Origin of the sequence: Burkholderia sp. AU15512, assembly GCF_002223325.1 — a bacterium.
Taxonomy (GTDB): domain Bacteria; phylum Pseudomonadota; class Gammaproteobacteria; order Burkholderiales; family Burkholderiaceae; genus Burkholderia.
In genome coordinates this window covers 1-24,191 of record NZ_NKEX01000007.1, presented here as the reverse complement: position 1 = coordinate 24,191, position 24,191 = coordinate 1, and the positions used below count along the sequence as shown (strand labels likewise).

The 24,191-nt window shown below is 66.9% G+C and carries 24 protein-coding genes; 8 read left to right on the top strand and 16 right to left on the bottom strand.

Features of this window, described 5'->3' with window-relative positions:
* Nucleotides 1-389 precede the first annotated feature (389 nt).
* Nucleotides 390-827, top strand: coding sequence for an ATPase (locus CFB43_RS32310; protein WP_226208196.1), 438 nt, complete (start codon nucleotides 390-392; stop codon nucleotides 825-827).
* A gap of 173 nt (nucleotides 828-1,000) precedes the next feature.
* Here the strand turns inward: CFB43_RS32310 and CFB43_RS32305 are convergent, their stop codons facing one another.
* The 11 genes from CFB43_RS32305 to CFB43_RS32255 all read right to left on the bottom strand — a co-directional run bounded on the left by CFB43_RS32305 (nucleotide 1,001) and on the right by CFB43_RS32255 (nucleotide 14,027).
* Complete coding sequence (locus tag CFB43_RS32305; protein ID WP_089498226.1) at nucleotides 1,001-1,687, bottom strand: DUF429 domain-containing protein; 687 nt, start codon at nucleotides 1,685-1,687, stop codon at nucleotides 1,001-1,003.
* 9 nt (nucleotides 1,688-1,696) lie between these two features.
* On the bottom strand, nucleotides 1,697-2,221 hold the full coding sequence (locus CFB43_RS32300) for an HD domain-containing protein (protein ID WP_043185438.1): 525 nt from the start codon (nucleotides 2,219-2,221) through the stop codon (nucleotides 1,697-1,699).
* Between the two features lie 121 nt (nucleotides 2,222-2,342).
* Nucleotides 2,343-5,813, bottom strand: a complete 3,471-nt coding sequence (locus tag CFB43_RS32295) for an ATP-binding protein (protein ID WP_089498225.1) — start codon at nucleotides 5,811-5,813, stop codon at nucleotides 2,343-2,345.
* Between the two features lie 3 nt (nucleotides 5,814-5,816).
* Nucleotides 5,817-7,067 carry a metallophosphoesterase family protein gene (locus tag CFB43_RS32290; protein WP_089498224.1) on the bottom strand — a complete coding sequence of 417 codons (1,251 nt, stop codon included), beginning with the start codon at nucleotides 7,065-7,067 and terminating at the stop codon, nucleotides 5,817-5,819.
* A gap of 64 nt (nucleotides 7,068-7,131) precedes the next feature.
* On the bottom strand, nucleotides 7,132-7,659 hold the full coding sequence (locus CFB43_RS32285) for a CbrC family protein (protein ID WP_089498223.1): 528 nt from the start codon (nucleotides 7,657-7,659) through the stop codon (nucleotides 7,132-7,134).
* 78 nt (nucleotides 7,660-7,737) lie between these two features.
* Complete coding sequence (locus CFB43_RS32280) at nucleotides 7,738-8,316, bottom strand: hypothetical protein (protein WP_144023147.1); 579 nt, start codon at nucleotides 8,314-8,316, stop codon at nucleotides 7,738-7,740.
* Nucleotides 8,317-8,470: 154 nt separating this feature from the next.
* Nucleotides 8,471-9,241, bottom strand: coding sequence for a hypothetical protein (locus CFB43_RS32275; protein ID WP_089430063.1), 771 nt, complete (start codon nucleotides 9,239-9,241; stop codon nucleotides 8,471-8,473).
* A gap of 359 nt (nucleotides 9,242-9,600) precedes the next feature.
* On the bottom strand, nucleotides 9,601-10,143 hold the full coding sequence (locus CFB43_RS32270) for a hypothetical protein (protein ID WP_089498228.1): 543 nt from the start codon (nucleotides 10,141-10,143) through the stop codon (nucleotides 9,601-9,603).
* Nucleotides 10,144-10,418: 275 nt separating this feature from the next.
* Nucleotides 10,419-10,655, bottom strand: a complete 237-nt coding sequence (locus CFB43_RS39035; RefSeq protein ID WP_256990163.1) for a hypothetical protein — start codon at nucleotides 10,653-10,655, stop codon at nucleotides 10,419-10,421.
* A 206-nt stretch (nucleotides 10,656-10,861) separates the two neighbouring features.
* Nucleotides 10,862-12,847: a gamma-glutamyltransferase family protein gene (locus tag CFB43_RS32260; protein ID WP_089498221.1), complete on the bottom strand. Its 1,986-nt coding sequence runs from the start codon at nucleotides 12,845-12,847 to the stop codon at nucleotides 10,862-10,864.
* A gap of 223 nt (nucleotides 12,848-13,070) precedes the next feature.
* The gene (locus CFB43_RS32255) at nucleotides 13,071-14,027 is read right to left on the bottom strand and encodes a LysR family transcriptional regulator (protein ID WP_089498220.1); all 957 of its coding nucleotides are present in this window, start codon (nucleotides 14,025-14,027) and stop codon (nucleotides 13,071-13,073) included.
* A 102-nt stretch (nucleotides 14,028-14,129) separates the two neighbouring features.
* Here CFB43_RS32255 and CFB43_RS32250 point away from each other — a divergent pair, with 102 nt between their 5' ends.
* The 4 genes from CFB43_RS32250 to CFB43_RS32235 all read left to right on the top strand — a co-directional run bounded on the left by CFB43_RS32250 (nucleotide 14,130) and on the right by CFB43_RS32235 (nucleotide 18,486).
* A complete protein-coding gene (locus CFB43_RS32250) occupies nucleotides 14,130-15,254 on the top strand; it encodes an aryl-sulfate sulfotransferase (RefSeq protein ID WP_089498219.1) in 1,125 nt (374 codons plus the stop codon).
* Between the two features lie 58 nt (nucleotides 15,255-15,312).
* Nucleotides 15,313-16,668 carry a uracil-xanthine permease family protein gene (locus CFB43_RS32245; protein ID WP_089498218.1) on the top strand — a complete coding sequence of 452 codons (1,356 nt, stop codon included), beginning with the start codon at nucleotides 15,313-15,315 and terminating at the stop codon, nucleotides 16,666-16,668.
* Between the two features lie 285 nt (nucleotides 16,669-16,953).
* On the top strand, nucleotides 16,954-17,466 hold the full coding sequence (locus tag CFB43_RS32240; protein WP_089498217.1) for a DUF2165 family protein: 513 nt from the start codon (nucleotides 16,954-16,956) through the stop codon (nucleotides 17,464-17,466).
* Between the two features lie 81 nt (nucleotides 17,467-17,547).
* Nucleotides 17,548-18,486 carry a tyrosine-type recombinase/integrase gene (locus CFB43_RS32235; protein WP_089498216.1) on the top strand — a complete coding sequence of 313 codons (939 nt, stop codon included), beginning with the start codon at nucleotides 17,548-17,550 and terminating at the stop codon, nucleotides 18,484-18,486.
* Nucleotides 18,487-18,527: 41 nt separating this feature from the next.
* Here CFB43_RS32235 and CFB43_RS32230 read toward each other — a convergent pair whose 3' ends face one another.
* The 4 genes from CFB43_RS32230 to CFB43_RS32210 form a co-directional block, all read right to left on the bottom strand.
* Nucleotides 18,528-19,007 (bottom strand): RES family NAD+ phosphorylase, encoded by a 480-nt coding sequence (locus tag CFB43_RS32230; RefSeq protein ID WP_089498215.1) that lies wholly within the window; start codon nucleotides 19,005-19,007, stop codon nucleotides 18,528-18,530.
* Nucleotides 19,004-19,459 carry a type II RES/Xre toxin-antitoxin system antitoxin gene (gene parS, locus CFB43_RS32225; protein ID WP_089430054.1) on the bottom strand — a complete coding sequence of 152 codons (456 nt, stop codon included), beginning with the start codon at nucleotides 19,457-19,459 and terminating at the stop codon, nucleotides 19,004-19,006. The genes CFB43_RS32230 and parS overlap by 4 nt, the downstream gene beginning before the upstream one ends.
* A 363-nt stretch (nucleotides 19,460-19,822) precedes the next feature.
* Complete coding sequence (locus CFB43_RS32215; RefSeq protein ID WP_089498213.1) at nucleotides 19,823-20,026, bottom strand: DUF1289 domain-containing protein; 204 nt, start codon at nucleotides 20,024-20,026, stop codon at nucleotides 19,823-19,825.
* 250 nt (nucleotides 20,027-20,276) lie between these two features.
* On the bottom strand, nucleotides 20,277-20,918 hold the full coding sequence (locus CFB43_RS32210; protein WP_011349307.1) for an HD domain-containing protein: 642 nt from the start codon (nucleotides 20,916-20,918) through the stop codon (nucleotides 20,277-20,279).
* Nucleotides 20,919-21,132: 214 nt separating this feature from the next.
* Here CFB43_RS32210 and CFB43_RS32205 point away from each other — a divergent pair, with 214 nt between their 5' ends.
* The 3 genes from CFB43_RS32205 to CFB43_RS32195 all read left to right on the top strand — a co-directional run bounded on the left by CFB43_RS32205 (nucleotide 21,133) and on the right by CFB43_RS32195 (nucleotide 23,766).
* Entirely contained in the window at nucleotides 21,133-22,098 is a 966-nt protein-coding gene (locus CFB43_RS32205; RefSeq protein WP_089498212.1) for a GlxA family transcriptional regulator, read from the top strand.
* Between the two features lie 320 nt (nucleotides 22,099-22,418).
* On the top strand, nucleotides 22,419-22,730 hold the full coding sequence (locus CFB43_RS32200) for a DUF4148 domain-containing protein (RefSeq protein WP_222153302.1): 312 nt from the start codon (nucleotides 22,419-22,421) through the stop codon (nucleotides 22,728-22,730).
* Nucleotides 22,731-23,052: 322 nt separating this feature from the next.
* Entirely contained in the window at nucleotides 23,053-23,766 is a 714-nt protein-coding gene (locus tag CFB43_RS32195) for a dienelactone hydrolase family protein (RefSeq protein ID WP_089430049.1), read from the top strand.
* Nucleotides 23,767-23,907: 141 nt separating this feature from the next.
* On the opposite strand, the gene CFB43_RS32190 is transcribed toward CFB43_RS32195, so the two are convergent.
* Nucleotides 23,908-24,191 (bottom strand): TolC family protein (locus CFB43_RS32190; RefSeq protein ID WP_144023146.1); only part of this gene is annotated, 284 nt, incomplete at its 5' end.

The following is a 24,191-nucleotide window of genomic DNA, read 5'->3' as shown; positions in this document are numbered from 1 at the left end:
ACACTGCATCGTTGCGACTGCGGGGCTCAACTTCCAGGCCAGCTGCGCGCTCCAGACTCCAGCACACCGCCAACCCTGCTTCCCTTCTCCCGCGCCGCGTTTCCGTTAGCGCGAAAGAGGCGTGATTCTAAGCACCCGCCCCCGTCTACGCAAGCCCCTTTGTGAAAATATTTTGAAAAAGCCCCCGTGCGCTGGCGCGCACGGGGGCTTGGGGCTTGGGGCTTGGGGCTTGGGGCTTGGGGCTCGGCAGGCCACGCATCGCAACGCGAGCCCCCTCTATTGATGTGACGTATGACTGTCGTCCCCGTATATACGAGGTCGCGGAACGGACAAGGAAGCGGGTGCCGTCGAGTATCATGCCGCGACCGAACCACGCACTCATATCCACGATGGACAGCACCTCTCAATCCGGCGACGCCGACCTTCGCGACGAATATGCAGCGCTGCGCGAGCGCGCCATCATCCTGGAAGAACAGGCTCCGCCGCTTCTGCAACGCATCTCGGATGTATTGCCGCGGATCAGCGGTGAATCCGAACTGGCGGATGAGCATCGCGAGCGACTCGTCGGTGCGCGCAACGCAGCGATGGTCTCGATCGAAAACTATCAGCAGGCGATTCCTTTCCTGCAGACGGCCGACTCGATCATCGAGCAACTGGACAAGACGCCCGAGCGCGACGAAGACATCGAGTGGCGTGAGTCGCTGCTGCAACGGCTCGACGAGCTGATCGACGTCGCAGTCGTGATGATCGACGATGCCGAAGGCTACTTCGAACAGGCGGACGCCTGCGATCTGTCCAGCGTACCGAAAGCCATCCTCGAGGATTGAGCGACGCTGCTCGGGACCGCGTAGCGCACCGGCATGATGTCGTGTGCGCCAGCCATCCCCATGTTTGCCGGCCTGCAGCCCCGGCCCGAAGCCTTCGCCGTCGCGCGGGGCGCCGCCCTCCCGCAAAAGCTCACCTTTTCGCACCTCCCCGTCGCCCGGGCGGCGCGACACGACTACAGTGCGTCGAGAACGATCGTCTCGCTCACGATCGGCACGCGGATATATCCGCCCTCCGCATCGCCATACGCGTGCGCATTCCCGTCGATGACGCATTGCGCCGTCAACGCGCAAAGGGTCGCGTCTCGCGCATCGACGGACTTCAGCGTCGACACGTCGACGCCCAGTCGTTCCAGCAATTGCCGGCGCTGGTTGCGTTTCTGCTTCGCCGATGCGACGGCCCTCCCCAGCATCGCGCAGGTGATCGCATAAGGATAGGTTTCGAAGCTCGCGCGCCCGCCCGCATAGCGGGCGCCGGTCAGCAGCGGATAGGCGTCCGCGAGCGAGCGGTAGACCCGCTCTCCCATGAACATCCAGTCGAAGAAACCTGACGTGCTTGCAACCGCCTGCTCCCGCGACGGCGTCGGAAAGCACGAGATCCGTTCGCGCGCGAGCGCCTGTTCGGCCGCGCGGCGCCCGCTCCCCGTCCACCACAGGCTCGGCGCGTCGACACCCACGGCCACGACGTCATGGGCGAGGCACAGCGCAGGCACCGCCTCGGGCGCGATCCGTTCCTCGCGATAGACGACTGTCCGTCCGCGCAGGATCACGAGATCGCACTGCTTCTTTTCTCCACCCACATCGACACCCGCCACGGCCGACGATTGCCACGTGGCGGATCCGAAGGATCGAGCGGATCGCATGCGGGCGCCTCAGTCTGCCGGCCGTGCGTCGTAGGCGGTGTCGAAGATCGCCTCGAGACCGGGATGCACACCGCGCATCGGGTCGACGACCGACTTCGCCCAGTCGAAATACGCCTGCTTGCGCTCGAGCGGCCAGTCCGCGGGGGGATGCCGCGCGATGTCGCGCAGGTTGCAGATCTTGTCGGCCAGCTTCACGAGCTTCGCGCGCCGGCTGATGGTCGCCGCATGCTCGACCTGCAGGCGCTTGCGCTCCTCCTTCGGCAACGACTTGTCGTCGGTGACCTCCATCACGATGTCCGCCACGTCCTTGCCGAACAGCCGCAGCAGTTCCTGCTCCGTCGTCTCGGTATCCTCGACCGTGTCGTGCAGCACGGCCGCGACGATCACGCGTTCGTCCTCGACGCCGGCCTCGTTGGCCAGCACATCGGCGAGCGCGATCGGATGATTGATGTACGGTGACGCTTCTTCGTCCTTGCGCCGCTGATTGCGATGCTTGTCCGCCGCGAACGCGATGGCGGCTACCAGCTTTTTCATATTCCCCCCTCGTGTGGCCTGCCCCGCGGTCGGCAGAACCGGTCGCGTGCATTTCGGAACCGCACATACTACCTGTTCGTGATGACCCTGCCCGCGCGCCGGCATTCACGCATGCCCTGCGTCACGCGCCCACCGGTGCGCGCTGGAGCTCGACCACGTTGACCCGCGCGCCGAATACGTCCCTCACGAGCGGCAGCAGGTGGTCGTGGTGCGTCAGGAACAGCACCTGGGTTCGCGTCGACAGATCGCGCAGCGCATCGAGGCCGGCCTTCGCGCGCGCATCGTCGAAGTTGATGAACAAGTCGTCGGCCACGAACGGCAGTGCGGTCCGACTGCCGAGCTGCAGCTCCAGCGCCGCGATCCGCAACGCGAGGAACAACTGGTCGCGCGTCCCTTCGCTCAACCCCGCGACCTCGACCGATGCCCCCTGCGTCCGTCGTGCATACAGCGCGGGCGGCGTCCGTTCGGTATCGACGGTCAGCCGCGCGAATTCGCCCAGCGTGAGCCCCGCGAAAATCTCGCCGGCCCGCCTGAGCATCGGCCCCTGCTTCTGGTCGCGATAGCGATCCGTCGCCCACTTCAGCAACCGGCTCGCCGTGGCCGCCTCCAGATACTGTTCGGCTGCTTCGCCCATCGCCGCCAGCGCTTCCTGTCGCTTCGATTCGGCAACGGCCGCGTTCGCCTGGCCATCGATCGCGCCGAACGCCTGATCGGCCACGACCTGCTGCTGGGCAAGCTCGTTCAGACGCTTGCCGACGTCGTCGAGCGACTGTTTCACCGCCTCGAGGTGCGCCGGTACGTCGGCGATGTCCTGCTCCGCGACTTCCGCTTCGACGGCGGACCGGGACAGACCGTCACCATCGCGCACCAGTGCCTCGTGCGCGGCATCGACTGCCTGCCGCAGCTGGCGCTGGCGATCCGAGCGCTCGGCCAGCGGCAGCGCCGCGTCGATCGACGCCACGCCTGCCAGTTGCAGCAGCGGCTGGATGCGCGCATCGGCACCGGCCACCGCGGCGGCGGCATCCGCGACCTTGCTGTCAGCCTGACGAACGGCTTCATCGGCACGACCGATCGCACGCGCGATTTCCTTTGCAGTCGAAAGGCGCATCGTCAGTCGGCGTGCGACATCCGGCCAGTCGCCGCTCGTCAGCCATTCCGGCGCGAGCGCTTCGGCGAGCCTTCGTGCGCCCGACTCGAGCGCGGACAGCTCCGCACGGATCGCAACGATCCGGTTGCGCGGCGCGTCGGCATCGGCCAGTTCGACCGTCACCGCGTTGGCGAGCCCGAGCGCACCTTCCGCGGCGGCCAGCGTCGCCGCGCTCGTGGACAACTTCGCGGCGGCCAGCGCGTCGCGCCATTGCACCTGCCACGCATCGTAGGCCGCCTGTGCGTGGCCGGCGCGCGATTGCGCCGTCGCGCATCCGCGTTCGGCTTCACGCGCGCGATCCTCGAGGCTGTCCTGTTGCGCGAGCGCCTTCTCGGCCGACTGTACGAAGGTCTCGGCGATCGCGACGAGCGCCGCCAGACCGTCCGACTCGCCGCCGCGCGACACGGTACGCAACGCCGCACGCAACGCAGCCTCGGCACCGGCCCGCGCGGCACGAATCGTGTCGAATTCGCAGCGCTGCCGGTCGAGATCGACCTGCGCGGCGAACACCGTGTCGCGCTTTGCAAGCCAGTCGCCCATCGCCGCCAACGGCATGCCGGGCACCGCGGCGGTCGTCGCGAGCGCGGCCCATGCGTCGCGATGCGCGGTGAGCTCACGCTCGCGCTCGTCCAGCGCGGCCTGCCTGCGCGTCACGCCGGCACGCGCGGATTCGACCTGCTGGCGCAGCGACTGCAATGTCGCCGCCGCCTGCGTCGCACCGAGCTGTGCGTCGACGAGTTCGTCCGCCAGGCGGATCGCGTCGTCGACCGCAGGTGCGCCCGTTGCGAGATCGACCGCGCCGCTGCGGATATCGCCCCACGCGCCGTCGCGTCGCGCGCGCGCCGCCAGCACGTCGGCGGTCGTGACGACCTTGTGGTTCTCCGCGAAGTGCTTTTCCTGCAGTTCGAGCCGCTCGAGCTCTTCGAGTGCGCCGTCCCGCGCGTCGCGTGCAGCAGCGACCGCGCTCGCGCATTCGCTGTCTTCCTTCAGCAGCGTGCCGAGCCGCGCCGCCGACGGCACGTCGAGCGCACGCAGCGTATCGACCGGCATGCGCCACTGGCCGAGCGCATCGAGTGCGCCAGATAACGTGCGTTCGGCGGCGGCGATTTCCTGTTCGAGCGCCTGCTCGCGCTGGCCACTGTTGCGAAAGCCCTGCGCATCGGCCAGCGCCGCACGCAGCGCCTCCGGCACGTCGACGGTCGACAGGCGCGCCTGTTGTTCCTGCACCTGCGCAAGCTCGCGCGTGCGTTCGTCGAGCGATTCGCGCGCGCCGGCAAGCGCCTGGTGCAGCGCACCGTGTTCGCGCAACAGGTTCTCAACGGTCTTCAGCGACAACGCGGTCGGCAGCGATGCACGCAGCGACGCTTCGTCGGTCGGCCAGCCGAGCTGGGCGGCCGCTGCAAACGCAGCGGACAGGTGCCGCTCGACATCCGCGCCGAGCAGCAGCAGATCCTGCGCGTGATTCATGCACGCGCCGCGCAGCCGGTCGAGCGCTTCGATGTCGGCTTCGAGCGCCAGCGTGTCGGCGTCGGCGTCGATCGCATCGCGCGCCTGCCGTTTTGCAAGCAGGTCGGCACGCCGCTCCTCGAGCACCTTCTGTTCGGCCGCGAGATCGCCCTGCGCCTTCAGCAGGTCCGCATACGCGGTGGGCGGCAACTCGACGACCGGGCCCAGTTCCGCCAGCGCGGCGTCCTTGACCGTCAGTTCCTTCAGGTACGGTGCCAGCCGTCGCACGCGTTCGAGCTTCGAGCGCAGCGCTTCGAGCCGACGCTGTTCGGCACGTGCCTGCTCGATCTGCTGTTCGACCGCTTCGCGCGCGTCCTTGCGCTCGACCCAGTCGCGCGTGCGCACCTGAACCGTCTTCAGTTCGGTCACGGCTTCGTTGAACGATGATTCGGCGAGTGCAAACGCGCTGCCGCTGCGGCGCGGCGCCCAGAGTTCGGCCGAACGCGCCTCGAGCTCCTCACGCACCGGCCCGAGACTGCCGACACCGGCAGCCGATTCGAACAGCACCTGGCCGAGCTTGTCGGAGGCGTCGAGAATGCTCCGGCCGCCGTCGACCAGACGCCCGTGATCGAGCCCGAACATCTGTTCGAAGAATTCGCGCGTGGCGCCGTCAAGGACGGCGGCCAGAAAGTCGTCGGGCAGTTTGTCGTCAGCGGGTGTGCGCAGCGGACTGCGCCCGCGCGCGCGGTGGAACGCGAGTTCGCCCGTGCCGCTCTCCAGCACGCCGCCGATCCGCAGTTCGGGCGTGCTGTGCAGGAAATCAAGCGGTGTCTGCAGCTTCATCCCGAACAGCAGCTCCGACACGGCCGTGCGAATCGTCGACTTGCCGGCCTCGTTCGGCCCCACGATCACGTGGAAATCCTCGCCGGCCGACGGGAAACGCAGCGTCTCGTCGGTGAACTTGCCGTACTTGATCAGATCGAGCTGGTTGATCCGCATCGCTTATTCCCCCCTCGCCAGCCGCGCAAGCAACGCGGGCCCGACCTGCTCGACGAGTGCGGTCAGCTCGCCCGCGCGCGCCATCGTCAACAACGGCACCTCTTCCTTCACGTCGCTGCGCACCTTGCCGACGAACGGCTTCAGGTCGCGCTCGAGCAGTTCGAGGAAATCCGGGTCGCGCGCGGCGTCGGCCAGGATCTGCTTCAGATCCTCCAGCGCTTCGAGCGGCTCGCTTTCGCCCGGCTGATGATCGGCCGCGGACGTCGCGAGCCGGACCTTCTCGAGCCACAGCCGCTCGTTGCCGATGATGCCGATCTGGTTCAGCACCTCCGCGCGCAATTGCGGCGCGCGGCCGAAAAAGAGGCCATGCGCGGGCGTGCGCCCCGTGACCGTCACGCGCACCGCGCGCGGCACATGGCCGTCGACGGTCAGCAGCGCTTCCAGCGACTGGCCGATTTTTCTCGAGAGGTCGGCGACGGTAAGGCAATCGGACGCGTCGACCGACACGGCTTCCCACCGAAGCACGTCGAGATACAGGCGCTCGACCTGCGTGCGGCCCTGCTCGACCGTCACGAGCACCGCGCCGCGGCGGCCCGTCTCGCGGATATGGCGCCCCTGCAGGTTGCCGGGAAACACCACCGTGGACGGCCCCGACCATTGCTGGAATTCGTGCACGTGGCCGAGTGCCCAGTAGTCGTAGCCTTTCGCGTGGAGTTCGGCCAGCGTGCACGGCGCATAGTTCGCGTGCACCGTATTGCCTTCGAGCGCCGTGTGCAGCACGCCGATGTTGTAGTAACCGGGCACCGGGTCCGGGTAGCCGATCGCGAGATTGTCGACGACAGCCTTGTCCTTGAAGCTCTGCCCGTGCAGCGCGACGTCGAATTCGGGCAACTTGTGGGTTTCCGCCTTGCGGTGACCGAACACGGTGACGTTGTCGGGCAGCGTCAGCTTCTTCGTCATCTCGCTTTCGGCATCGTGGTTGCCGCCGAGGACGAACGCGCGGATGCCGGCCTTGCGCAGGCGCCCCATCTGCTGACCGAAGAAGATGCCTGTGTTGTGGTCCTTCCAGTCGCCGTCGTACAGGTCGCCGGCGATCACGAGGAACGCGACCTCCTCTTCGATCGCACGATCCACGAGCTGTCGCAGCGCCTCGCGCGACGCGTTGCGCAACTGCGCGGCCGGCGCGTCGGGATAGGCGCTCAGGCCGTGCAACGGGCTGTCGAGGTGTATGTCTGCCGCGTGGATGAACTTCACGAAGATTCCTTTGTTTCATGACGATGGGGCCAGCGATCGACGTGCGGTGCCGTCAGCCGGGCCATCAGTCGCAATCCTGGTAGCCGCCGAGTTCGCCGCAATGGATGCAGCGAAACAAATACGCGGTCGGCGAGCCGTCCTTGTCGAGTGCGGCGAAGAAGCGCTCCCACTCGGCGCCCTCGTCGAGTCCGGTCGATTCGCGAATCGACACGACCGCCTGCGGGCCGAGCGCCGTCAGTTCGCCCGCACCTGCCCGGCCAATGAACTGCGCGCCATCGCCGCAATGCGTCCACCACCGTTCCTGCTGCCAGCCCTGGAAGCCCGGCGTGCGGCAGGCGATTTCGTCGACGACCGCGTCAGGTACATCATCCCACTCGCCGCCGCCGATGCCGTACGTGTCGGTAAAGACCGCATCGAGCCGCGCGTGTGTCGAACCGTCGGCGACGCACCACGGGCAGATGCATTGCTCGTACTCGTCGACCGCATACACGTAACCACGTGCATCGCCGCAACACACGCAGCGCGCGTCCGAGCGGATCACGCTACCCGTTGCCAGCGGGTCGGGATGGTACCTGAAAGCGGGTAACGACATGAGGCTCTCCGTCGATCCGGATGGTGGGAGTGCACGCGACGCGAATTCGAACGGCCATTGTGCCGCAGCCCGGCCGCGTTACTGCGGAATCCCGGTCTCGACAAACGTGCCGTTCACGAAACGATAGACGCGATGCGTTGCACCGCCGTGAGAAAGAAATTCCCACCGGATGTCGATGCCGACCGGGTCGTCGCGCCACGCGATCGCCAGGTAGGGCGATTGCGCGCCACCGTCGGTGTCGAGCGAAACGGAGTCGAGGCAGCTTTGAACCGGCAGCGAGAAACGCGGCACGGCATGGGCGCCGTGCAGCTCCAGCACGTACAGCGCCCCTTCTTCGCCCGCGCCGCAATATCCTGTCGGGCGGCTGCTCGACGAGCGGTTGACGACGACCAGCAGATAGTCTTTGCCGTCGATTCGCTTCGAACGGTCCGACGGGAATGCAACACTCGATGCATCGCGCAATGCGTGGCGAAGCGCGGCCGGCACGATCAATACCGATTTCCGGTGGCGGGCGGCATCGACCTCGAACAACCCCGGGCGCGCCCATTCGATCGCGTGACCGTTGGCGAGCCGCACCGATTCGGGCGCCGGCGTGTCGGCGAAGGCAACGGCGGCATTCGAGGCCAGCAGCGCCAGCGCCGCGAGCTTCAACGCCATCGATTTCGTCGGGATGATCCGTGTCCGCATCAATCGCGCAGGAGGGTCGTGAAGTTCATCGCATGCGCCGGCATGCCGTTCGGGCAGCCCCGATCCAGGAACGCCCCGCGCGCGTCGTTCGTCACGACGCACGCGGCCGATCCACGAGATGCCGTCACTCGCCGCGCGGTACCGGCGGCGGTGCATAGCCGTTGTCATTGCCGGGGAACGGATTCGCGTTGCGGCGCAGCGCTTCCTCGTCGTTCTCCTTCTGCGCGAACACCGCGACACCGATCACGCCGACGTTCGCGGCATCGCCATACTTCGAATTCGCGACATAGCTGTCGGGCACCGCCGCGAAGCGGAACGCGGCGACTTCGTCGCGGCTCTTGCGGAAACCCTCGATCGTCAGCGTGCGGCCCGGATACAGCACGTAACCGCCGTTCGTATAGCTGCCGGGCCGCCCCGACAGCACGTCGAGCCCGTCGACGCTCGACACGATCTCGAACGTACGGCGCCCCTGGTTGCGCAGCACGATCATGTAGCGCGAACCTTCGACGCCCGCCATGTGCCAGCGGCCGTCGCTGCGTGCCAGACGCAGCGGCGCGCCCTTTTCGTCCGTGAACGACAGCGCGATGTCGCCGTTGGCGAGTGCGACGCGAGTCGGCAACCGGCGAACCTGGGACGCGGGAGGATGTCCGGGCAACGCGTCGTTGTAGTAGACCGACGCGAGATCCGTCGGCTTCGCCGGATCCGCGCGTTCGAAATCGACCTGGCGGGTTTCGGACCGCACCGACTCGCCCCATGCCGTGCCGAGCCCGCGGCGTTCGCTGGCGTCCGGTGCGGCGGCGGATGCGCTGGTACTGCCGGACGGCGGGGGCGACCCTGCGCAGGCGGCCAGCCAGAGCGCGCAGGCGAGCGCGAGAAGACGGAACAGGATGGTCATGACGTGATGCCTCGGAATGTTATCGGGCCGCGCCGGGCTGGCCGGAACGGCGTTTTGGTGTCGTCTGTCGTCACGATGTCGATCGGACATGCTGGCCCGTATCCCACGGCGCCGCGATCGCGGCGGCCCGGCAACCGGGAGCCTCGCTATTTAAGCATGGCCGGCGGGCGATGGGCAGGGGGTGCGCACGCCGCCCGTTGCCGGTCCATGCCGGCAGGCAGGCCCGTCGCGTCGCCGGATGGGTGGCGAACGCCGACGCATCCCGGTATCGAGGACGGGATGAACGGCACGCCGCGCGCGCCCATAAAAAAGCCCGGCCCGCATCGAAGCGGGCCGGGCTCTATCGGGAAGCGTGACGCTTACAGCGCGCCGCCTTGCGCCGACGCCGAACCCTTCACACCGACCGATGCGCCACCCTGCACCGAGTTCGTCGCGCCTTCGAGCGCCTCGCCGGCCTTCGCCTTCGCGCCGCCTGCGACGTCACCTGCCGTCGACATCGCGCCTTGCGCACGGCTCTTTGCCGTGCCCGCGACGTGCTTCACGTGCGATTTCGTCGAGTGGACGGCCGATGCGGCGGCATCCTTCGCGGTGCCCGCTGCCGAGCCGACCGCATGCGTCGCACCGCCAACCGTGTCGCCGGCTGCCGAGCCTACGCCGCCGACCGTCTTGCCGACGCCGTTCAGCGCGCCGCCAACGACGTTGCCCGCACCCGAACCCGAGCCTGCCGCATTCGCGCCGGCGCCAGCCTGCACGCCCACGCCACCGCCGAGCAGCGGCGTCTGAACCTGCGCGCCGACACCTGCGGAACCCTGGGCACCGGTCTGGGCCGTCTGTGCGAAAGCAGCCGAAGTCGCCATCGCCGTCAGTGCAGCACCCACCAGAATCGTACGAATCGTGTTCATGGTCATTCTCCCCAAAGACGTTGTTGCTGCGGGCCGCCTTCGTGCGGCTTGTCGCATGCCTTGCCGCGACGTGCGGCAGGTGGAGCTAATGTAGCGGCGCGGACGCGCAAAACGACTGATTTGCGGGGACTGTTACTTCCGTTGCAAATGCTGACGATTGCCTCACATAGTTTGACAATCGGGGGCTTGCGGCGGGATTGAGCGGTGGACGGGGTGACGCTGGAGACGTGCCACGCGGAGCATCACACGACGGCGACGCGGCCAATCGCGGCGGATCAGGAAAACCGGCCGCTTCGATAAGCATTCCAAAGAACGTGTATCGCCCAGCCATCGGTGCGGCCCGACAACCAATTCCTCGCGATGAGTTCGATATCGTCGGATACGCATGCCGCCGCACCGGCGTTCCCCGCTGCGCCGAACGCGAGCTTGAACGCCTTTTCCGTCAGCGCGCTCACGGCCGGCCGGTCGACCGCTGTGCCTGGATCGCCATCGACTTCATCGAACGACGCCATCCACTACGCATCGAACAGCTCGGCATCGCGACTGTCCAGCGCGCGATCGCAATCCAGGTCGTCGAGGAAATCGAAAAAGCCCGGCGCCGACAGGATGGCGTCCATTTCAAGCAGATGCGCGCTCGTCATTGCGACACCTTCACGATGTGCGGCCCCGACCGCCCGTCGATGCATACAGGTAGTTCGGGGCCGCGCGATCTGCCCGGTTACGGCCGGAACGTATCGCCGAGCACGACGCCTTCACGCCGCGGATCGGTGCCGCCCTGCAACGCGGGCGACTGGCCGACCGTTACGCGCATCACGGTATTGACGCCGCTCGCCTGCGCGGACGTCGATACCTTGTGCCCGAGCGCGAGCAGCCCCGTGATCAGCGGATCGTTCGCCCCGTTGTTTGTCGTGTTGACGTTCGGGTGCTCGCCGCCGATCGTGGTCGTCGGGCTGTTGCTCGCACCGAAGTCGACGAGCCCCGCCGACTGCTGCGCGTCGAGCCCCCAGTCGAGCGCGCCGACGAGCGTCTTGACCACATATTGCGGAATCGTGCCGCCGCCCGGCGAACCGGTCGCCATCACGAAATCGCCGCGCGAACCGTCCGCGGCCTGCCCGAACACGATCGTCGGCGCCATCGAGCTGCGCGGCCGCTTGCCCGGCTGCAGGCGGTTGGCCACCGGATTGCCCGCGCTATCGACCGGGTTCGCGGAAAAATCGGTCAGCTGGTTGTTCAGCAGGAAGCCGTTGGTCATGTGGAACGAGCCCATGCTCGACTCGACCGTGGTCGTCGCGCTCAGCACGTTGCCGTCGCCGTCGACGATCGTGAACTGGTTCGTGCCGTGCTCGATCAGCGTCGTGTCGACACCGAGCGGCACCGCGCCCAGATTGCCGGGCTGGGCGGTGCCCATGCTCTTGGCCGGATCGATCAGCGCCGCGCGCGATTTCAGGTACGGCTTGTTGAGCAGCGTGTTCCACGTGCCGCCCGGCAGCGGCACGAAATCGGTATCGGCCACGTACTTGTCGCGGTCGGCATACGCAAGCCGTTCCGCCTCGGTGATGAGGTGCACGCCCGCGACGGTCGGCTTGCCGCCTTCGAGATCGATCGCCGCGGGCTTCAGCGATTTCAGGTCGTAGTTCTCGAGAATGCCGAGCGCCGACGCGACCGCGATGCCGCCCGACGACGGCGGCGGCATCCCGCATACCCAGTAGCTGCGATAGGTCGTGCACACCGGATCGCGGCGCTTCGCCTGGTACGCGGCGAGGTCGGCGACGGTCGTCTTGCCCGGCGTGAGCGTCGACCCGTCCGCGCCCTTCGTCGTCGCGATCTTCGCGACGATGTCCTGCGCGATCTGCCCCGTGTACAGCGCGTTCGCACCCGACTGCGCCATCTGCGTCAGCGTGCGCGCATACGCGGGATTCTTCAGCACGGTGCCGAGCGTCTTCGGCGAGCCGTCGGCGTTCAGGAAATACGCGGCGGCCTCGGGGTCGCGCTTCAGGTTCGCGGCGTTCGCCGCGATCGCGTCGGCGAGCCGGCCACCGATCGGGAAGCCGTTGGTCGCAAGCGTGATCGCATCGCCGAACAGGCTCTGCCACGGCAAGCGGCCGTGATCCTGCTGCAGTGCCTCGATCAGCCTCGGCACGCCGATCGTGCCGATCGAGCGGCCGCTCGCCCGTGCGTTCGGCAGCGGTGCCGAGTGGTCGGTCGCGTCATCGACGTAGCGCAGATAGTTCTCCGTCGCGGCCGCCGGCGCGGTTTCCCGGCCGTCGTACGCCTGCAGCGTCTTGCCGCGCGCATCGTAGTAGAGCAGCACGCCACCGGACCCGAGGCCCGTCGCCTCGGGCACGGTCAGGCCGAGCACGGCCTGCACGGCGACTGCCGCGTCGGCGGCCGTGCCGCCCTTCTTCAGCACCGCGCAGCCGGCCGCGCTCGCGTACGCGTTCGACGTGGCCACCAGATAGGTCTTCGCATAAACCGGCTTCATCCCGGTGCGATAGCCCGACGACGCTTCCGGCAGCGACGGGTCGCCCGGCTGGTTCGAGCCCACCACGACCGTCGCGCCGCTGTTGTCGACCGCGAGGCAGCTCGCATCGGTGGAAGGTGTCGGCGTGCGGCCTGCTTCGTTCTCGACGTCGCCGCCGCACGCCGTCAGAAGGGCGGCCGCGAGCAACGCGGACGCATACGGAAAAATCGCTGTTCTGTTCATTGTCTGCCGATGTTCTCGTAGGTCGTTGCGATGGACATCACGCTGCCTGCGACCCCCTCGGTGCGCCGGCAACGCGTTCGATAGTCCCACGAACAGAATTTTTTCCGCAATAAGGGATTGGCGTCGCGCGGCCGGATGTTGTGTGCGCAACGTCACCGCTTACGCACGCGGGTTCGCGTGCTGCACTGCATCGCAGTGCGATGCGCCCGCACGGCCGATGGCGTTACTTTGTTGCCCGACGGCGCTTGCCGGCTGCGCCACCGTCGCGCGCGAATCCGCGCTCCATCGCTTCGATCGCCTCGGAGAAGAACTCGAGAAACATCGTCATCGCAACGGTCGCGCTCATGTCGGCCCGCTGATAGATGCAGCTGAACGAGCGCGCCCCCGCATCGGCAAGCGGCGTCCACGCGAGCCGGCCAGCGGCCACGTCGTCCGCGACGTTCTCGGCGATCAGGAAGCCGACACCCGCGCCTTCGGCCGCGAGGCGCCGAACCATCGGCACCGAGCCCGTCTCGATCAGCGGCCGCACGTTGCGCGGCTGCCGCGCATCGATCTGGTCGAACATCGCGCGCAGCTCCGTGTCGGGCGTCATCAGGATCAGCGGATGCGCGAAACAGTCGCGCAGCCGCACCTTGCCGCCGGACGCCGCGAGCGGATGGCCGGGCGCAGTGACGACACCCAGCGGCTGAGCGAATGCGCGCACCTCGACGACGCCCGCCGACGTGCGCCGGCGCAACGCATAGCCAATATCGGCCTCGCCTGTCTCGACCCAGCGCACGATGCTCTCGCCGTTTCCCGAACGCACGCTGTACGTGACGCCCGGATAGCGCCGCATCGCAGCGAGGATCGCGTCGGGCACGAGCCTTTCCGCGGTCGACGCGGGTACCGCCAGGTTCACGTGCCCGCGACGCAGCGCACGCAGGTCCTCGACCTGCGTGAGCGCGTTGTCGAAGTCGCGCTGGCCGCGCCGCACGGCCGCGATCACGATCTCGCCGGCGAGCGTCAACTGCATGCCGCGCGGCAGCCGGTCGAACAGCGGCACGCCGACCTGCTCCTCGAGATTGCGGATCTGCTGGTGCACCGCCGCAGCGGTCAGGTGCAGCGCGTCGGCCGCCTTGCGAATCGAGCCGCGCCTCGCGACCTCGTCGAAACAGCGGAATGTCTGCGATATCGAACGCATAAAAGGTCCGTTAGATTTTTCCGAACAGGCCGTCAAGAATAATCCAATTTTACTGACCGTCCGGATCGTCTAGATTCCGCTGCATCCCCGCATCCGATTCGAATGGAGACCGCAGTGACAACCGTCGACCAGATTACCCAGCGCCGCCGTGGCGTCGGCCTCATCGCCCACGATCCCGCCCTGTCCGCGGGCGGCTATACGCTCATCGCGCCGCAGACGGCCGACGGCAACGTCTATCTCGTCGGCATCGACGGCGAAGTCGCCCACCAGTGGAAGATGCCCGTGCGCCCCGGCCGCCATGCGGTGATCCTCCCGAACGGCAACCTCGGCTACAACGGCAACCATCCGCAATCCGAATCGCGCTATGCGCCGTGGTCGATGTGGCATGGCGGCGACTTCTACGAAGTCACGCCGCAAGGCGAAACCGTATGGCGCTACGAGGATCCCGCGCACCACCACGATGCGCAGTGGCTGCCGAACGGCAACCTGCTCTACGCCGCGTGCGAGCCGGTCGACGCCGCGTTCGCGCGGCGCGTGCCGGGCGGCACGCCGCACGGCGACGACGAAGCGATGTATGCGGACGTGATCCGCGAAGTGAACCGGGCCGGGCAGATCGTCTGGGAATGGCATGCGCGCGACCATCTGCGGCCCGAGGATTTCCCGATCGCGGCCGGTTTCGGGCGCTATCACTGGCCGCTCGTCAACGGCCTCGCGGTCGATGCGAACGGCCGCGTGCTGATGAGCCTGCGCACGACGTCGGGCATCATCGGCGTGAATCGCGAAACCGGCCGCGTCGACCTGCGGATCGGGCCAGACGTCGTATCGCACCAGCATGCGCCGGTGCCGCTTCCGAACGGCAACATCCTCGCGTTCGACAACGGCAATTTCCGCCACGGCGCGCACGTCGTGTTCTCGCGCGTCGTCGAGATCGATCCGGCGACGCAGCGCGTCGTGTGGTCGTATGCGGATGACGTCGTGAACCTGTTCTACACGCCGTTCATGGGCAACGCGCAACGCTTGCCGAACGGCAACACGCACGTCACCGAATCATCGACGGGCCGGCTGTTCGAAGTGACGCCCGCCGGCGAGGTCGTCTGGGAATACGTGATTCCGTGGTTCGCCGAATACCCGGACGAAGCCGCGCGCAAGACCGGCCCCGGGCAGCTCAACAGCGTATTCCAGACGTTCCGCTACAGCGCCGCGCAACTGCCCTGGCTGCGGGCCTGACCGTTCGTTCACCGTCGGTTTCCGGCGCTCGTCGCCGTTCGCTTCGAAGGGGCCTGCCGTGTCGCACGATCCGATCTCAACACCCGTCGACGCACGGCTGCCCGCCTGGCAGCTCGCGCTGTTCGGGCTGCAGCACGTGCTGTCGATGGCCGCGTCCCCGATCACGGCCGTGTTCCTGATCGCAAAAGTGCTCGCGCTGCCGGCGGACCTGACGGTCCAGCTGATCGGCGCGACGTTCTTCGCGTGCGGGATCGGCACGCTTCTGCAATCGCTCGGTGCCGGGCCGATCGGCGCACGCATGCCCTTCGTGATGGTGCCCGGCGGTGCACCGACGATGCTGTTCGCCGGCATCGCCGCGCAATCGGGCCTGCCGACGGCGGCCGGCTCGGCATTGCTCGCCAGCGCGTTCTACTGGGTGCTGCTGCCCGTCTTCACGCGCTGCCTGCGGCTCTTTCCGCGCATCGTCGTCGGCGCGATGCTGTTGCTCGTGTCTGTCAACCTGATCCGGATCTACGCGACGATCGTCGTCGGCCAACCCGGTTCGGCCGATTTCGCGCAGCCGCGCGCACTCGGTCTCGCGCTGGCGACGATCGTCGCCACCGTCGTCGTGGCCGGTGCGTTCCGCGGCACGCTCGGGCGGCTCGCGGTGCTGATCGGCCTGATGGCCGGTGCGACGCTCGGCTGGGCGCTCGATGCGATGCCGGCGCTCGCCGACGTGTGGCGCGGCCCGCTGTTCACGCATCCGGTATGGCTGCCGTTCGGGATGCCGCGCTTCGACGTGCTGGCCGCGCTGCCGCTGCTGATCTTCACCGCGATCTCGATGGCCGAGGCCACCGCGCAGACGGTCGCCGTCGGCGAAACGTGCGGCAAGGCGATCTCGCTGTCGCGCGACGTCCCGAAGACGATACGCGGCGATGCACTGGCGTCGCTGGCCGGCGCGCTGTTCGGTACGCCGTTGATCGTGACCAGCGCCGAGAATATCGGTGTCGTGCAGACGACCGGCGTGCGCTCACGCTACGTGACGGCTGCCGCCGGCGCGATCCTGATCGTCATCGCGCTGTTCGCGCCGCTCGCGCGGCTCGCGTATGCGATTCCGGCCGCCGTGGTCGGCGGCACCGCGCTGGTGGTGTTCGCGATGATCGGCGTGATGGGCATCCGGCTGCTCGCCGGCGTCGACCTGCACGCGCGCGCCAACCAGTACACGCTCGCGGCCGCGCTCGTCGTCGGCCTCGCGCCGATCCTGGTGCCGAACCTGTATCGCCATTTCGGCGCACCGGTGCAGATCGTGCTCGGCAACGGCATGGCGGCCGGCACGCTCGCGGCCATCGCGACGCAACTGGCGTTCGCTGCATTGGCGCGGGCAAGGGGACGGGTAGGCACGGTAGCAGCAACTGCGCCCTCGCGCGACGCATAGCGGCGACGGCCGGCAGCGCGACACGCGCGCAGGCCCCGCTTGACGACGCTCGAGGTTCGACCGACAATCGCCGCTCCCTCCTGGCGCGGGCACTCGATCCAGCCGGCGCGTGCGTCTCCTCGACGCCGCCCCGGCTTCAGGTCTTCCAGTCCCGATCTCCGCGCCGCCGTGCCACGCACGCAAACCGCCGGCCCCGCCGGACACGCTCACGCAGGTATCGCCCCGAACGCCGGCTGATCGCCGCGCGGTCGCGTTTTCTCCTGCCTATTCATTTCGGAGTCCAATATGATGATTCGTCTTTCCAAGTCAACCATGGTGCTTGCCATGGCCTTTTTCGCCTCGCTCGTCGCGTTCGGCAACATCACCGACTACGCGACGAATTTCGCGTTCGTGCATCACGTGTTCCTGATGGACACCACGTTCCCCGGCAACGGAATCATGTATCGCGCGATCGGTACGACGTGGGTTCATCACGTCGGCTATATCGGCATCATCTCGATGGAAGCGCTGACGGCCGTGCTGTGCTGGATCGGCGGAGTCCGTCTGCTGCGCGCGCGACGCACCGGCGATGCGGCATTCCGCGCGGCCAAGGCGTATGCGATCGCCGGCCTGACGCTCGGCTTCCTCACGTGGCAGGTCGCCTTCATGTCGGTCGGCGGCGAGTGGTTCGGCATGTGGATGTCGAAGCAATGGAACGGCGTGCCGGACGCGTTCCGCTTCTTCATCACGCTGCTGCTCGTGCTGCTCTACCTGACGATGAACAACGACGGCATCGACGACACGCGTACCGCGCAGTGACACGGCGCTTGCATCGGGCCGGGCGGCCAACAGGACATCGGGACGATTGCCGGCGTGACCGCGTCCGGCTATAAATCGTGCATGGACACGAATCGCTGGATTCACGACCCCGTTGGCGCCTTCCGCGCGTGGCAGGAAACCGCCGCGACCGGCGCCGATCGCCGGCCGTTCGCGCCGCGATCGGTCGTGCAGCACGTCGCGATGTTCGAACGGTTCCTGCGTTATCTGACCGCACGACGCGTGTCGCTGGCCACGTTCGGACCCGACCACGTCGCGGCCTTCCTGGCGGAACTCGATCGCACCTGCGCGCCCGGCACGTCGACCCGCGTGCGCTACGCGAAGCTGATCGACCGGCTGGGCCGGCATCTGGTCGACGCCGGCGTGCGCACGATTCATCCGGCCGGCCGGACGACGCGCGATCTCGCATGGCCGGACGGCGAGCCCGAGCCGTGCTATCTGCCACCCGATGCCGACGCAGCGCTGCAGCGCCACGTGCAGCCGCGAGCACACGACACGCGCACCGACTGCCGGAATCGCGCGATCGTCGCGCTGCTGCTTGCGAGCGGCATCACGTCGGCCGAGATACGGGCGACAACCTGCGACGCGCCCGATCTCGACGCGCAGCCGCCTGCGCTCGCCGTGCCGCGCGATCGGGCGCGGCCGGGGCGCCGAATCACGCTCGCCGAATTTGCGCTGGCGCCGCTCGCCGCATGGCGGGTGCGCTCGGCAGACACGCCGGCATCCGCGTTGCTGTTTCCCGCGCCGCGCGGCGGTGGCGCGATGAACGACATGTTCCTGCTGCTCGTGGTGCGCGACGCGCTGACCGCGATCGGTTTCCACGCGGCGGACATGAGCCCGCGCGTGCTGCGCAATACGTATGCGCGCCGCCAGTTGCTTGCAGGCCACGCGCAGGCCGACGTCAGTGCGATGCTCGGTCTCGTCAGCACGCGAACGGTCACGCGCATCCGGCAGACGCTGCCGCCCGATGCGGCCGCGGACCGCGCCGCGCACGAGCGCTGATCCGGCCCGCGCTCGGCGCGCGCCGCGAGTCGCTCGGCGCCCTATTCGCCCGGCGGCGACTGGATCAGCCGCAGAATCCGTGTGTCGTACGGCGATTGCATGACTTCGGCGATACGAACCTCGGAAGCGACCGGATGCAGCGGATTCAGCAGGAAGTTGTGCGCGTGCGGCACGACGACGCTCGGCACGCGCAGCAGCGCGCTCGGCTGCGTATGCAGCCACTCGGTGCCGGCGCTGCGGGTCCAGTCGACGTTGGTTCGCCAGTCGTCCGGCGCGTCGCCCTCCGCGATTTCGGCGATATCGACCGAATCGGCCACCTCGATGCGAAGCAACTGGTATCCGCTCGGCAATTGCGCGACCGTGGCGATTTCGAAATGAACGAGCGTCTCGAGCAGTGCGAGCGCGGGATGCTCGGCGAGATACACGACGGGCTGCCCGGCAAAATGCCAGCGCCCGCCGGCGCGCAATCCGCCGATCCCTTTCAGGTCGGCGAAATTGCTGATCCGCCACAGTGTCGTCAAGCGAAGTACCCCTCGTCGATTTGCGTGAGGGCTTCCTCGACGAGCCGCGCGCCATGCTCGGTGCTCGCCATGTCGAGCGACGTGCGGCCGCCGAAGCGCTGAAGCCCGTTGCGCAGCCACGCCATCGCCTTCTCCTGGTCGCCGAACGTGGCGGTCGCCTGCGCGACGATGCGCGCGAGACGGATCGCCTTGTCGGATTCCTCCTGCGACAGGCGTTCGTGCGCCTGACGACGATGGCTCAGCGTGCGACGCGGAATGATGAAGGCCAGCTCGTCGGATTTCAGCCCGCGCTCGGACAGACGGTCGATCACCGAGACGTCGATGCGGGCGCTCGCCAACTCGGCAAGATCGGCCCCCGATCGGACACGGATCGCCAGCAGCTGTTCGAGAATCGTGAATTCGGCCTGACGCGGGTGCGCGACGCCCGAAGGATGGAAAGCAATGGTGCTCATGGTCTCTCCCGGCAATTTGCCCAATCATTATAGGCGTTTTGCCGAAAACCTGCGGACGCGGATGAGGGGCGTGCCTGTGGTGCTCGTCGGGGTGCCTGCGGAGGCGAGGACGACGTACGCCATCCACCTGGAGGCAAGCTTCTACGGCCGCGAATCGGAGATTCGCCCGGGGGACGGGGTGCAATTATTCAGTATATAAAATCCCGACAAACGCCGTACGGTTGTCACGTAACAACTTTTTAACTGATTGCATTTTCTCCGATTTCGCCGGCTCATCCTCCCCGGCAAGGTCGATCGGTTCGATCAAGACAAGTGGATGTTCTTCAAGCGCGCCCCGTCATCAGGAACGCCGCTCCCGACGATTCACCGTCCATCGCGACGGAACCGCATCGCCGTGCACTCGTGCCGGATGCGCTCCCATATCGCGCGTTTCTCGTCATCGTTCATGAACACCCAGTGCGAGACCTCGTCAGCCGTTCGGCCGCATCCCTTGCAGACATCGTCGAACAACGTCGAGCACACACCGACACAGGGGCTGTCGGGTAAGTCATGAAGTGTGGAAGCCATTGGAACGTTCGTATCGGTTGAAAATCCGGCAGCGTTACGAATTACGCTCCCATACACGGGTACCTTTCCGCCCGGGCCGGCTGTCCGAATGATGGCGTTGTCGCCGTACGATGCGGCGTTCACGTGTGCCCGGGTTCGATCGTGCGGTTGCCATCTACAGTCGCACGACTTAGTCATTCAGGAGCCACGATTCACTTTTCGCGCACGACCCCCGCTCAATATCCGGGATCGTGCGCCACACCGCGAGCAATCAGCCGGCCCACGCGGACGACCGGATCACGCTGCAGAAATTGCCTGCGTGGAAATGCGGGTCCTTGTCTGCGAGCACATCGGCCTTCACGTTGCCGAACGTCGTATCAGGCTTGTGCTTGATCCCATCGTAGAACGCCTGAATGATGTCTTCCTTGAAGTGCGGCGTACGCGGATGCGCACGAACGACGGCCTCGCGCTCCACATCGCTGTATTCCGGATAGGTCAGGCCCAGCACATCCATCTCGACGCCCGCGGTAACGAGCGCGATCACCGGATGCATGTGCTGCGGGATGCCCGGCGTGGTATGCAACGCGATCGAGGTCCACACGACGTCGATATCCTGCTGCGAAATGCCCTTGCCCTTCAGGAAATCGCGTGCGGCATTGGCGCCGTCCACCTCGAAACGCTCGCATGCGCTGCTGTGTTTGTGCGTGAGCCCCATGTCGTGGAACATGCAGCCGCAGTAGAGCAGCTCGGGATCGTATTTCAGCCCGCGCCGCTGGCCCGCAAGCGCCGCGAAATAGAACACGCGGCTGGAATGATGGAACAGCAACGGAGACGCGGTATCGCGAACGAGCTCGGTGATTTCGCGCGTCAATTGGCTATCGGGAATGGTGATGCCTGCAACGTTCTCAGTCATGATCGACCTCCATTGAAAACACCCTCGATTCTCCGGCGTCCGATAGCTGTCTCCAATAGACGTGTTACGTCAAATCCTGCCATTTTGCGCGATGGACAGACACGGCGCCCGCGCAGCGAGAAGAACACCGGAGCCAGGCCCGTCTGCGAGCATCGTGCGCCGCTGGCGCGTCTATACTGCTACCCGTCACGTTCGACACGACACACCATCGATCATGCCGAAGGTCGTAGGAATTTTCGCCGTTCCGGGCGTTCAACTGCTCGATGTCTCCGCACCGCTCGACGTCTTCGCGCAAGCGAACGCCGAATGCGGGAAGCCGTTCTATACGTTGCGGATCATCGCCAGCGAGTCCGGTCCGATCCGCAGTTCGTCCGGTGCGCAGTTGCTGCCCGACTGGATCGTTCCCGACATTCCTGAGCGCATCGACACGCTGTTGGTCGCCGGCGCGCCGAGCGCCGGCCGGATCGCACTGCGCTCCGACGTCCTCGCGTGGCTGCGAGCGGCGGCCGTGCAGAGCAAGCGCTACGGCTCGATCTGCACCGGCGCGTTCATCCTCGCGGCCACCGGCCTGCTGAAAGGCCGTCACCTGACCACGCACTGGGCTGCGGCCGATGCGCTTGCCGAAGCGTATCCATCGCTCGCCGTCGACGCGGACGCACTGTATGTGCGCGACGGCAAGCTGCGCACCGGCGCCGGCGTCACGGCCGGGCTCGATCTCGCGCTCGCGCTGGTCGAGGAAGATCTCGGCCGCGAGATCGCGCGGCGCGTCGCCGCACAACTGGTCATGTTCTTCAAGCGCCCGGGCGGCCAACTCCAGTTCAGCCGCAAGGGCGAGGCGCGCCCTGCCGGACGTTCGGTACTGCAGGAGGTCCAACGCTGGATCGCGGCGAATCCGGAACTCGAGCATTCGGTGGCGGAAATGGCGAAGCATGCAGGCATGAGCCCGCGCCACTTCGCACGCCTGTTCCGCGCGGAAGTCGGCATGACGCCGGCCGCATGGGTCGAGGCGACCCGCATTTCGGCCGCCCGCCACTTGCTCGAGAACGGTCACGACACGCCGAAACAGGTCGCCGCGAAATGCGGCTTCGCGAATGTCGATACGCTCAGGCGGTCGTTCAGCCGGCACGTTGGAATCACGCCTGCCGAATACCGGAAACGGCAGGCGGTCCTGGTCGAGTGACGCGGTCATGTGCCACAAATACGGCACGAACGATATAAACAGCCTCACACAAATACTTCGGAATGCGATGTAACTGGTCGTTTTGTGGCCCCTACCGACCGACGGCATCGCCCCACTCATGGCTCCGTCCGCAGTCCCCGTCAAGCGCCGGACAGCCTCGCAATCATCAGACGAAACACCCCGCCGCCCCAGATCGTTTACCCAGTTGCAATAATTATTCGCTGGAACGCGTATTTCCGACCGGTAACGCGATCGCTACGATGCAATCAACCGCTGAACGCAACAAGCAAAGCGCGAAATCAATGAAACCGGAGGTCATCATGAAGTCGTTCATCTACGCTGTCGTCGCCGCAACCGCGCTGTCCGCCTCGTACGGCGCATTTGCACAATCGAATCCGTCGGGCCAGCTGACGCGTGCCCAGGTGCGCGCCGAACTCGTCCAGCTCGAACAGGCCGGCTACAAGCCCGAAGTCTCCGATCAGTATTACCCGCGCGCGCTGCAGACCGCCCAGGCCCGCGTGACGAACGCCGATGAAACCGGCTACGGCGCGCAAGCCTCCGCCGGCGTACGCGCGGGCCGCGCGATCGCAGTCAAGCAGGATGGCCGCGACTCCGTGTATTTCGGCCAGTAAGCCGGACACGCGCCCGCGTATTCCGATACGCGCGCAGCAAACGAAACACCCCGCTCCCGTTCGTCGGGGCGGGGTGTTTGTTTTCCGGCCGTCCGCGCCCGGAACGGATTGCGCGCCCCGATCGATGCGGTCTCGCGAGTCGCGTGCCGCGCGGCTCCGTTCACGACGGCAGCCGGTGTTTGCGCATAGAATGGCCGCGTGGTCGGTGCCGGCCAAAACGAACGCGAGCGGAACCACGACGCCCGGCTTGCCCGATCGTCGCCGCGCCCGCAGGCCGGCCCCGATGCCGCACTCATCGCATTTTTCGAAAAGGAGCGGTTTCATGTCTCAAACATCCGGTTCCATGATCACGTTTCGACGCCCGGACGGCCAGGAACTGCAGGGCTATCTCGCCACGCCGGCGAAGACCGAAGGCGCGCCCGCGGTCGTCGTCATCCAGGAATGGTGGGGGCTGAACGACCAGATCCGTGGCGTCGCGGATCGCCTCGCGCGCTGCGGCTACTTCGCGCTCGTGCCCGACCTGTACCGCGGCAAATCAACGGTCGAGGAAGAGGAAGCACACCACCTGATGACCGGGCTCGATTTCGGCGACGCGGCTTCGCAGGACATTCCGGGCGCCGTGACGCATCTGAAGACGCTCGCCTCGCGTGTCGCGGTGACGGGTTACTGCATGGGCGGCGCACTCACGCTGCTGTCGCTGCAGTTCGCCGATGCGGACGCGGGCGTCACGTGGTACGGCCTCCCGCCGCTCGACTACCTCGATCCGGCGAAGCTCAAGGTGCCGCTGATGGGCCACTGGGGCACGCAGGATGCGTTCTTCGCGATCGACCAGGTCGATGCGCTCGAGAAGAAGCTGACCGATGCGAAGGTCAATGTCGAATTCCATCGCTATCTCGCGCATCACGCATTCGCGAACGAAACGGCTGTCGGCCCCGGCCGTATCGCCGGCACGCAGTTCGATCCGGTGTGGTCGCAAATGGCGTGGGATCGCACGCTGACGTTCTTCGGCCGCACGCTTTGGGAAAAGCAGGGGTAACGTAACGCCGCTTCCGACGCGAGCGGCTACGTAGACTGCGGAAAAAGAAACGCCACGGATTTTCATCCGTGGCGTTTTCGTTTTCGCGTCGGGCAACCTCCGCGACCAGGGGTCATGGCTCGCCCCTGCCCGTTGTCTTGCTTACCCGTTCGTCGCCGTTGCCGACGCAGGCGCCGGAGCGGCCGCCTTGTCATAGTCGACCGGTGCATCCGGCGCGCGCGGCGTTTCGCCGGCCCGCTCGATCCACCCGCCGCCCAGCGAACGGTACAGGTTGACCAGGTTGGTCCAGCGTGCCAGGCGCGCATTGATCAGCGACTGCTGCGCCGAATACAGGTCCGTCTGCGCGGTCAGCACCGACAGGTAGCTGTCGACACCGTTCTTGTAACGCAGGTCCGACAGGTCGAAGCGACGCTGCTGCGCGTGCT

Excerpts from the sequence above, each read along its gene's own strand:
- CFB43_RS32255 (WP_089498220.1), bottom strand. The coding sequence starts at position 14,027 with ATGCGTTCGATATCGCAGACATTCCGCTGTTTCGACGAGGTCGCGAGG.
- CFB43_RS32235 (WP_089498216.1), top strand. The coding sequence starts at position 17,548 with ATGGACACGAATCGCTGGATTCACGACCCCGTTGGCGCCTTCCGCGCG.
- CFB43_RS39035 (WP_256990163.1), bottom strand. The coding sequence starts at position 10,655 with ATGGCGTCGTTCGATGAAGTCGATGGCGATCCAGGCACAGCGGTCGAC.
- CFB43_RS32270 (WP_089498228.1), bottom strand. The coding sequence starts at position 10,143 with ATGAACACGATTCGTACGATTCTGGTGGGTGCTGCACTGACGGCGATG.
- CFB43_RS32275 (WP_089430063.1), bottom strand. The coding sequence starts at position 9,241 with ATGACCATCCTGTTCCGTCTTCTCGCGCTCGCCTGCGCGCTCTGGCTG.
- CFB43_RS32280 (WP_144023147.1), bottom strand. The coding sequence starts at position 8,316 with ATGGCGTTGAAGCTCGCGGCGCTGGCGCTGCTGGCCTCGAATGCCGCC.
- CFB43_RS32200 (WP_222153302.1), top strand. The coding sequence starts at position 22,419 with ATGAAGTCGTTCATCTACGCTGTCGTCGCCGCAACCGCGCTGTCCGCC.
- CFB43_RS32285 (WP_089498223.1), bottom strand. The coding sequence starts at position 7,659 with ATGTCGTTACCCGCTTTCAGGTACCATCCCGACCCGCTGGCAACGGGT.
- CFB43_RS32195 (WP_089430049.1), top strand. The coding sequence starts at position 23,053 with ATGTCTCAAACATCCGGTTCCATGATCACGTTTCGACGCCCGGACGGC.
- CFB43_RS32240 (WP_089498217.1), top strand. The coding sequence starts at position 16,954 with ATGATGATTCGTCTTTCCAAGTCAACCATGGTGCTTGCCATGGCCTTT.
- CFB43_RS32210 (WP_011349307.1), bottom strand. The coding sequence starts at position 20,918 with ATGACTGAGAACGTTGCAGGCATCACCATTCCCGATAGCCAATTGACG.
- CFB43_RS32300 (WP_043185438.1), bottom strand. The coding sequence starts at position 2,221 with ATGAAAAAGCTGGTAGCCGCCATCGCGTTCGCGGCGGACAAGCATCGC.
- CFB43_RS32215 (WP_089498213.1), bottom strand. The coding sequence starts at position 20,026 with ATGGCTTCCACACTTCATGACTTACCCGACAGCCCCTGTGTCGGTGTG.
- CFB43_RS32250 (WP_089498219.1), top strand. The coding sequence starts at position 14,130 with ATGGAGACCGCAGTGACAACCGTCGACCAGATTACCCAGCGCCGCCGT.
- parS (WP_089430054.1), bottom strand. The coding sequence starts at position 19,459 with ATGAGCACCATTGCTTTCCATCCTTCGGGCGTCGCGCACCCGCGTCAG.
- CFB43_RS32295 (WP_089498225.1), bottom strand. The coding sequence starts at position 5,813 with ATGCGGATCAACCAGCTCGATCTGATCAAGTACGGCAAGTTCACCGAC.
- CFB43_RS32260 (WP_089498221.1), bottom strand. The coding sequence starts at position 12,847 with ATGAACAGAACAGCGATTTTTCCGTATGCGTCCGCGTTGCTCGCGGCC.
- CFB43_RS32305 (WP_089498226.1), bottom strand. The coding sequence starts at position 1,687 with ATGCGATCCGCTCGATCCTTCGGATCCGCCACGTGGCAATCGTCGGCC.
- CFB43_RS32310 (WP_226208196.1), top strand. The coding sequence starts at position 390 with ATGGACAGCACCTCTCAATCCGGCGACGCCGACCTTCGCGACGAATAT.
- CFB43_RS32205 (WP_089498212.1), top strand. The coding sequence starts at position 21,133 with ATGCCGAAGGTCGTAGGAATTTTCGCCGTTCCGGGCGTTCAACTGCTC.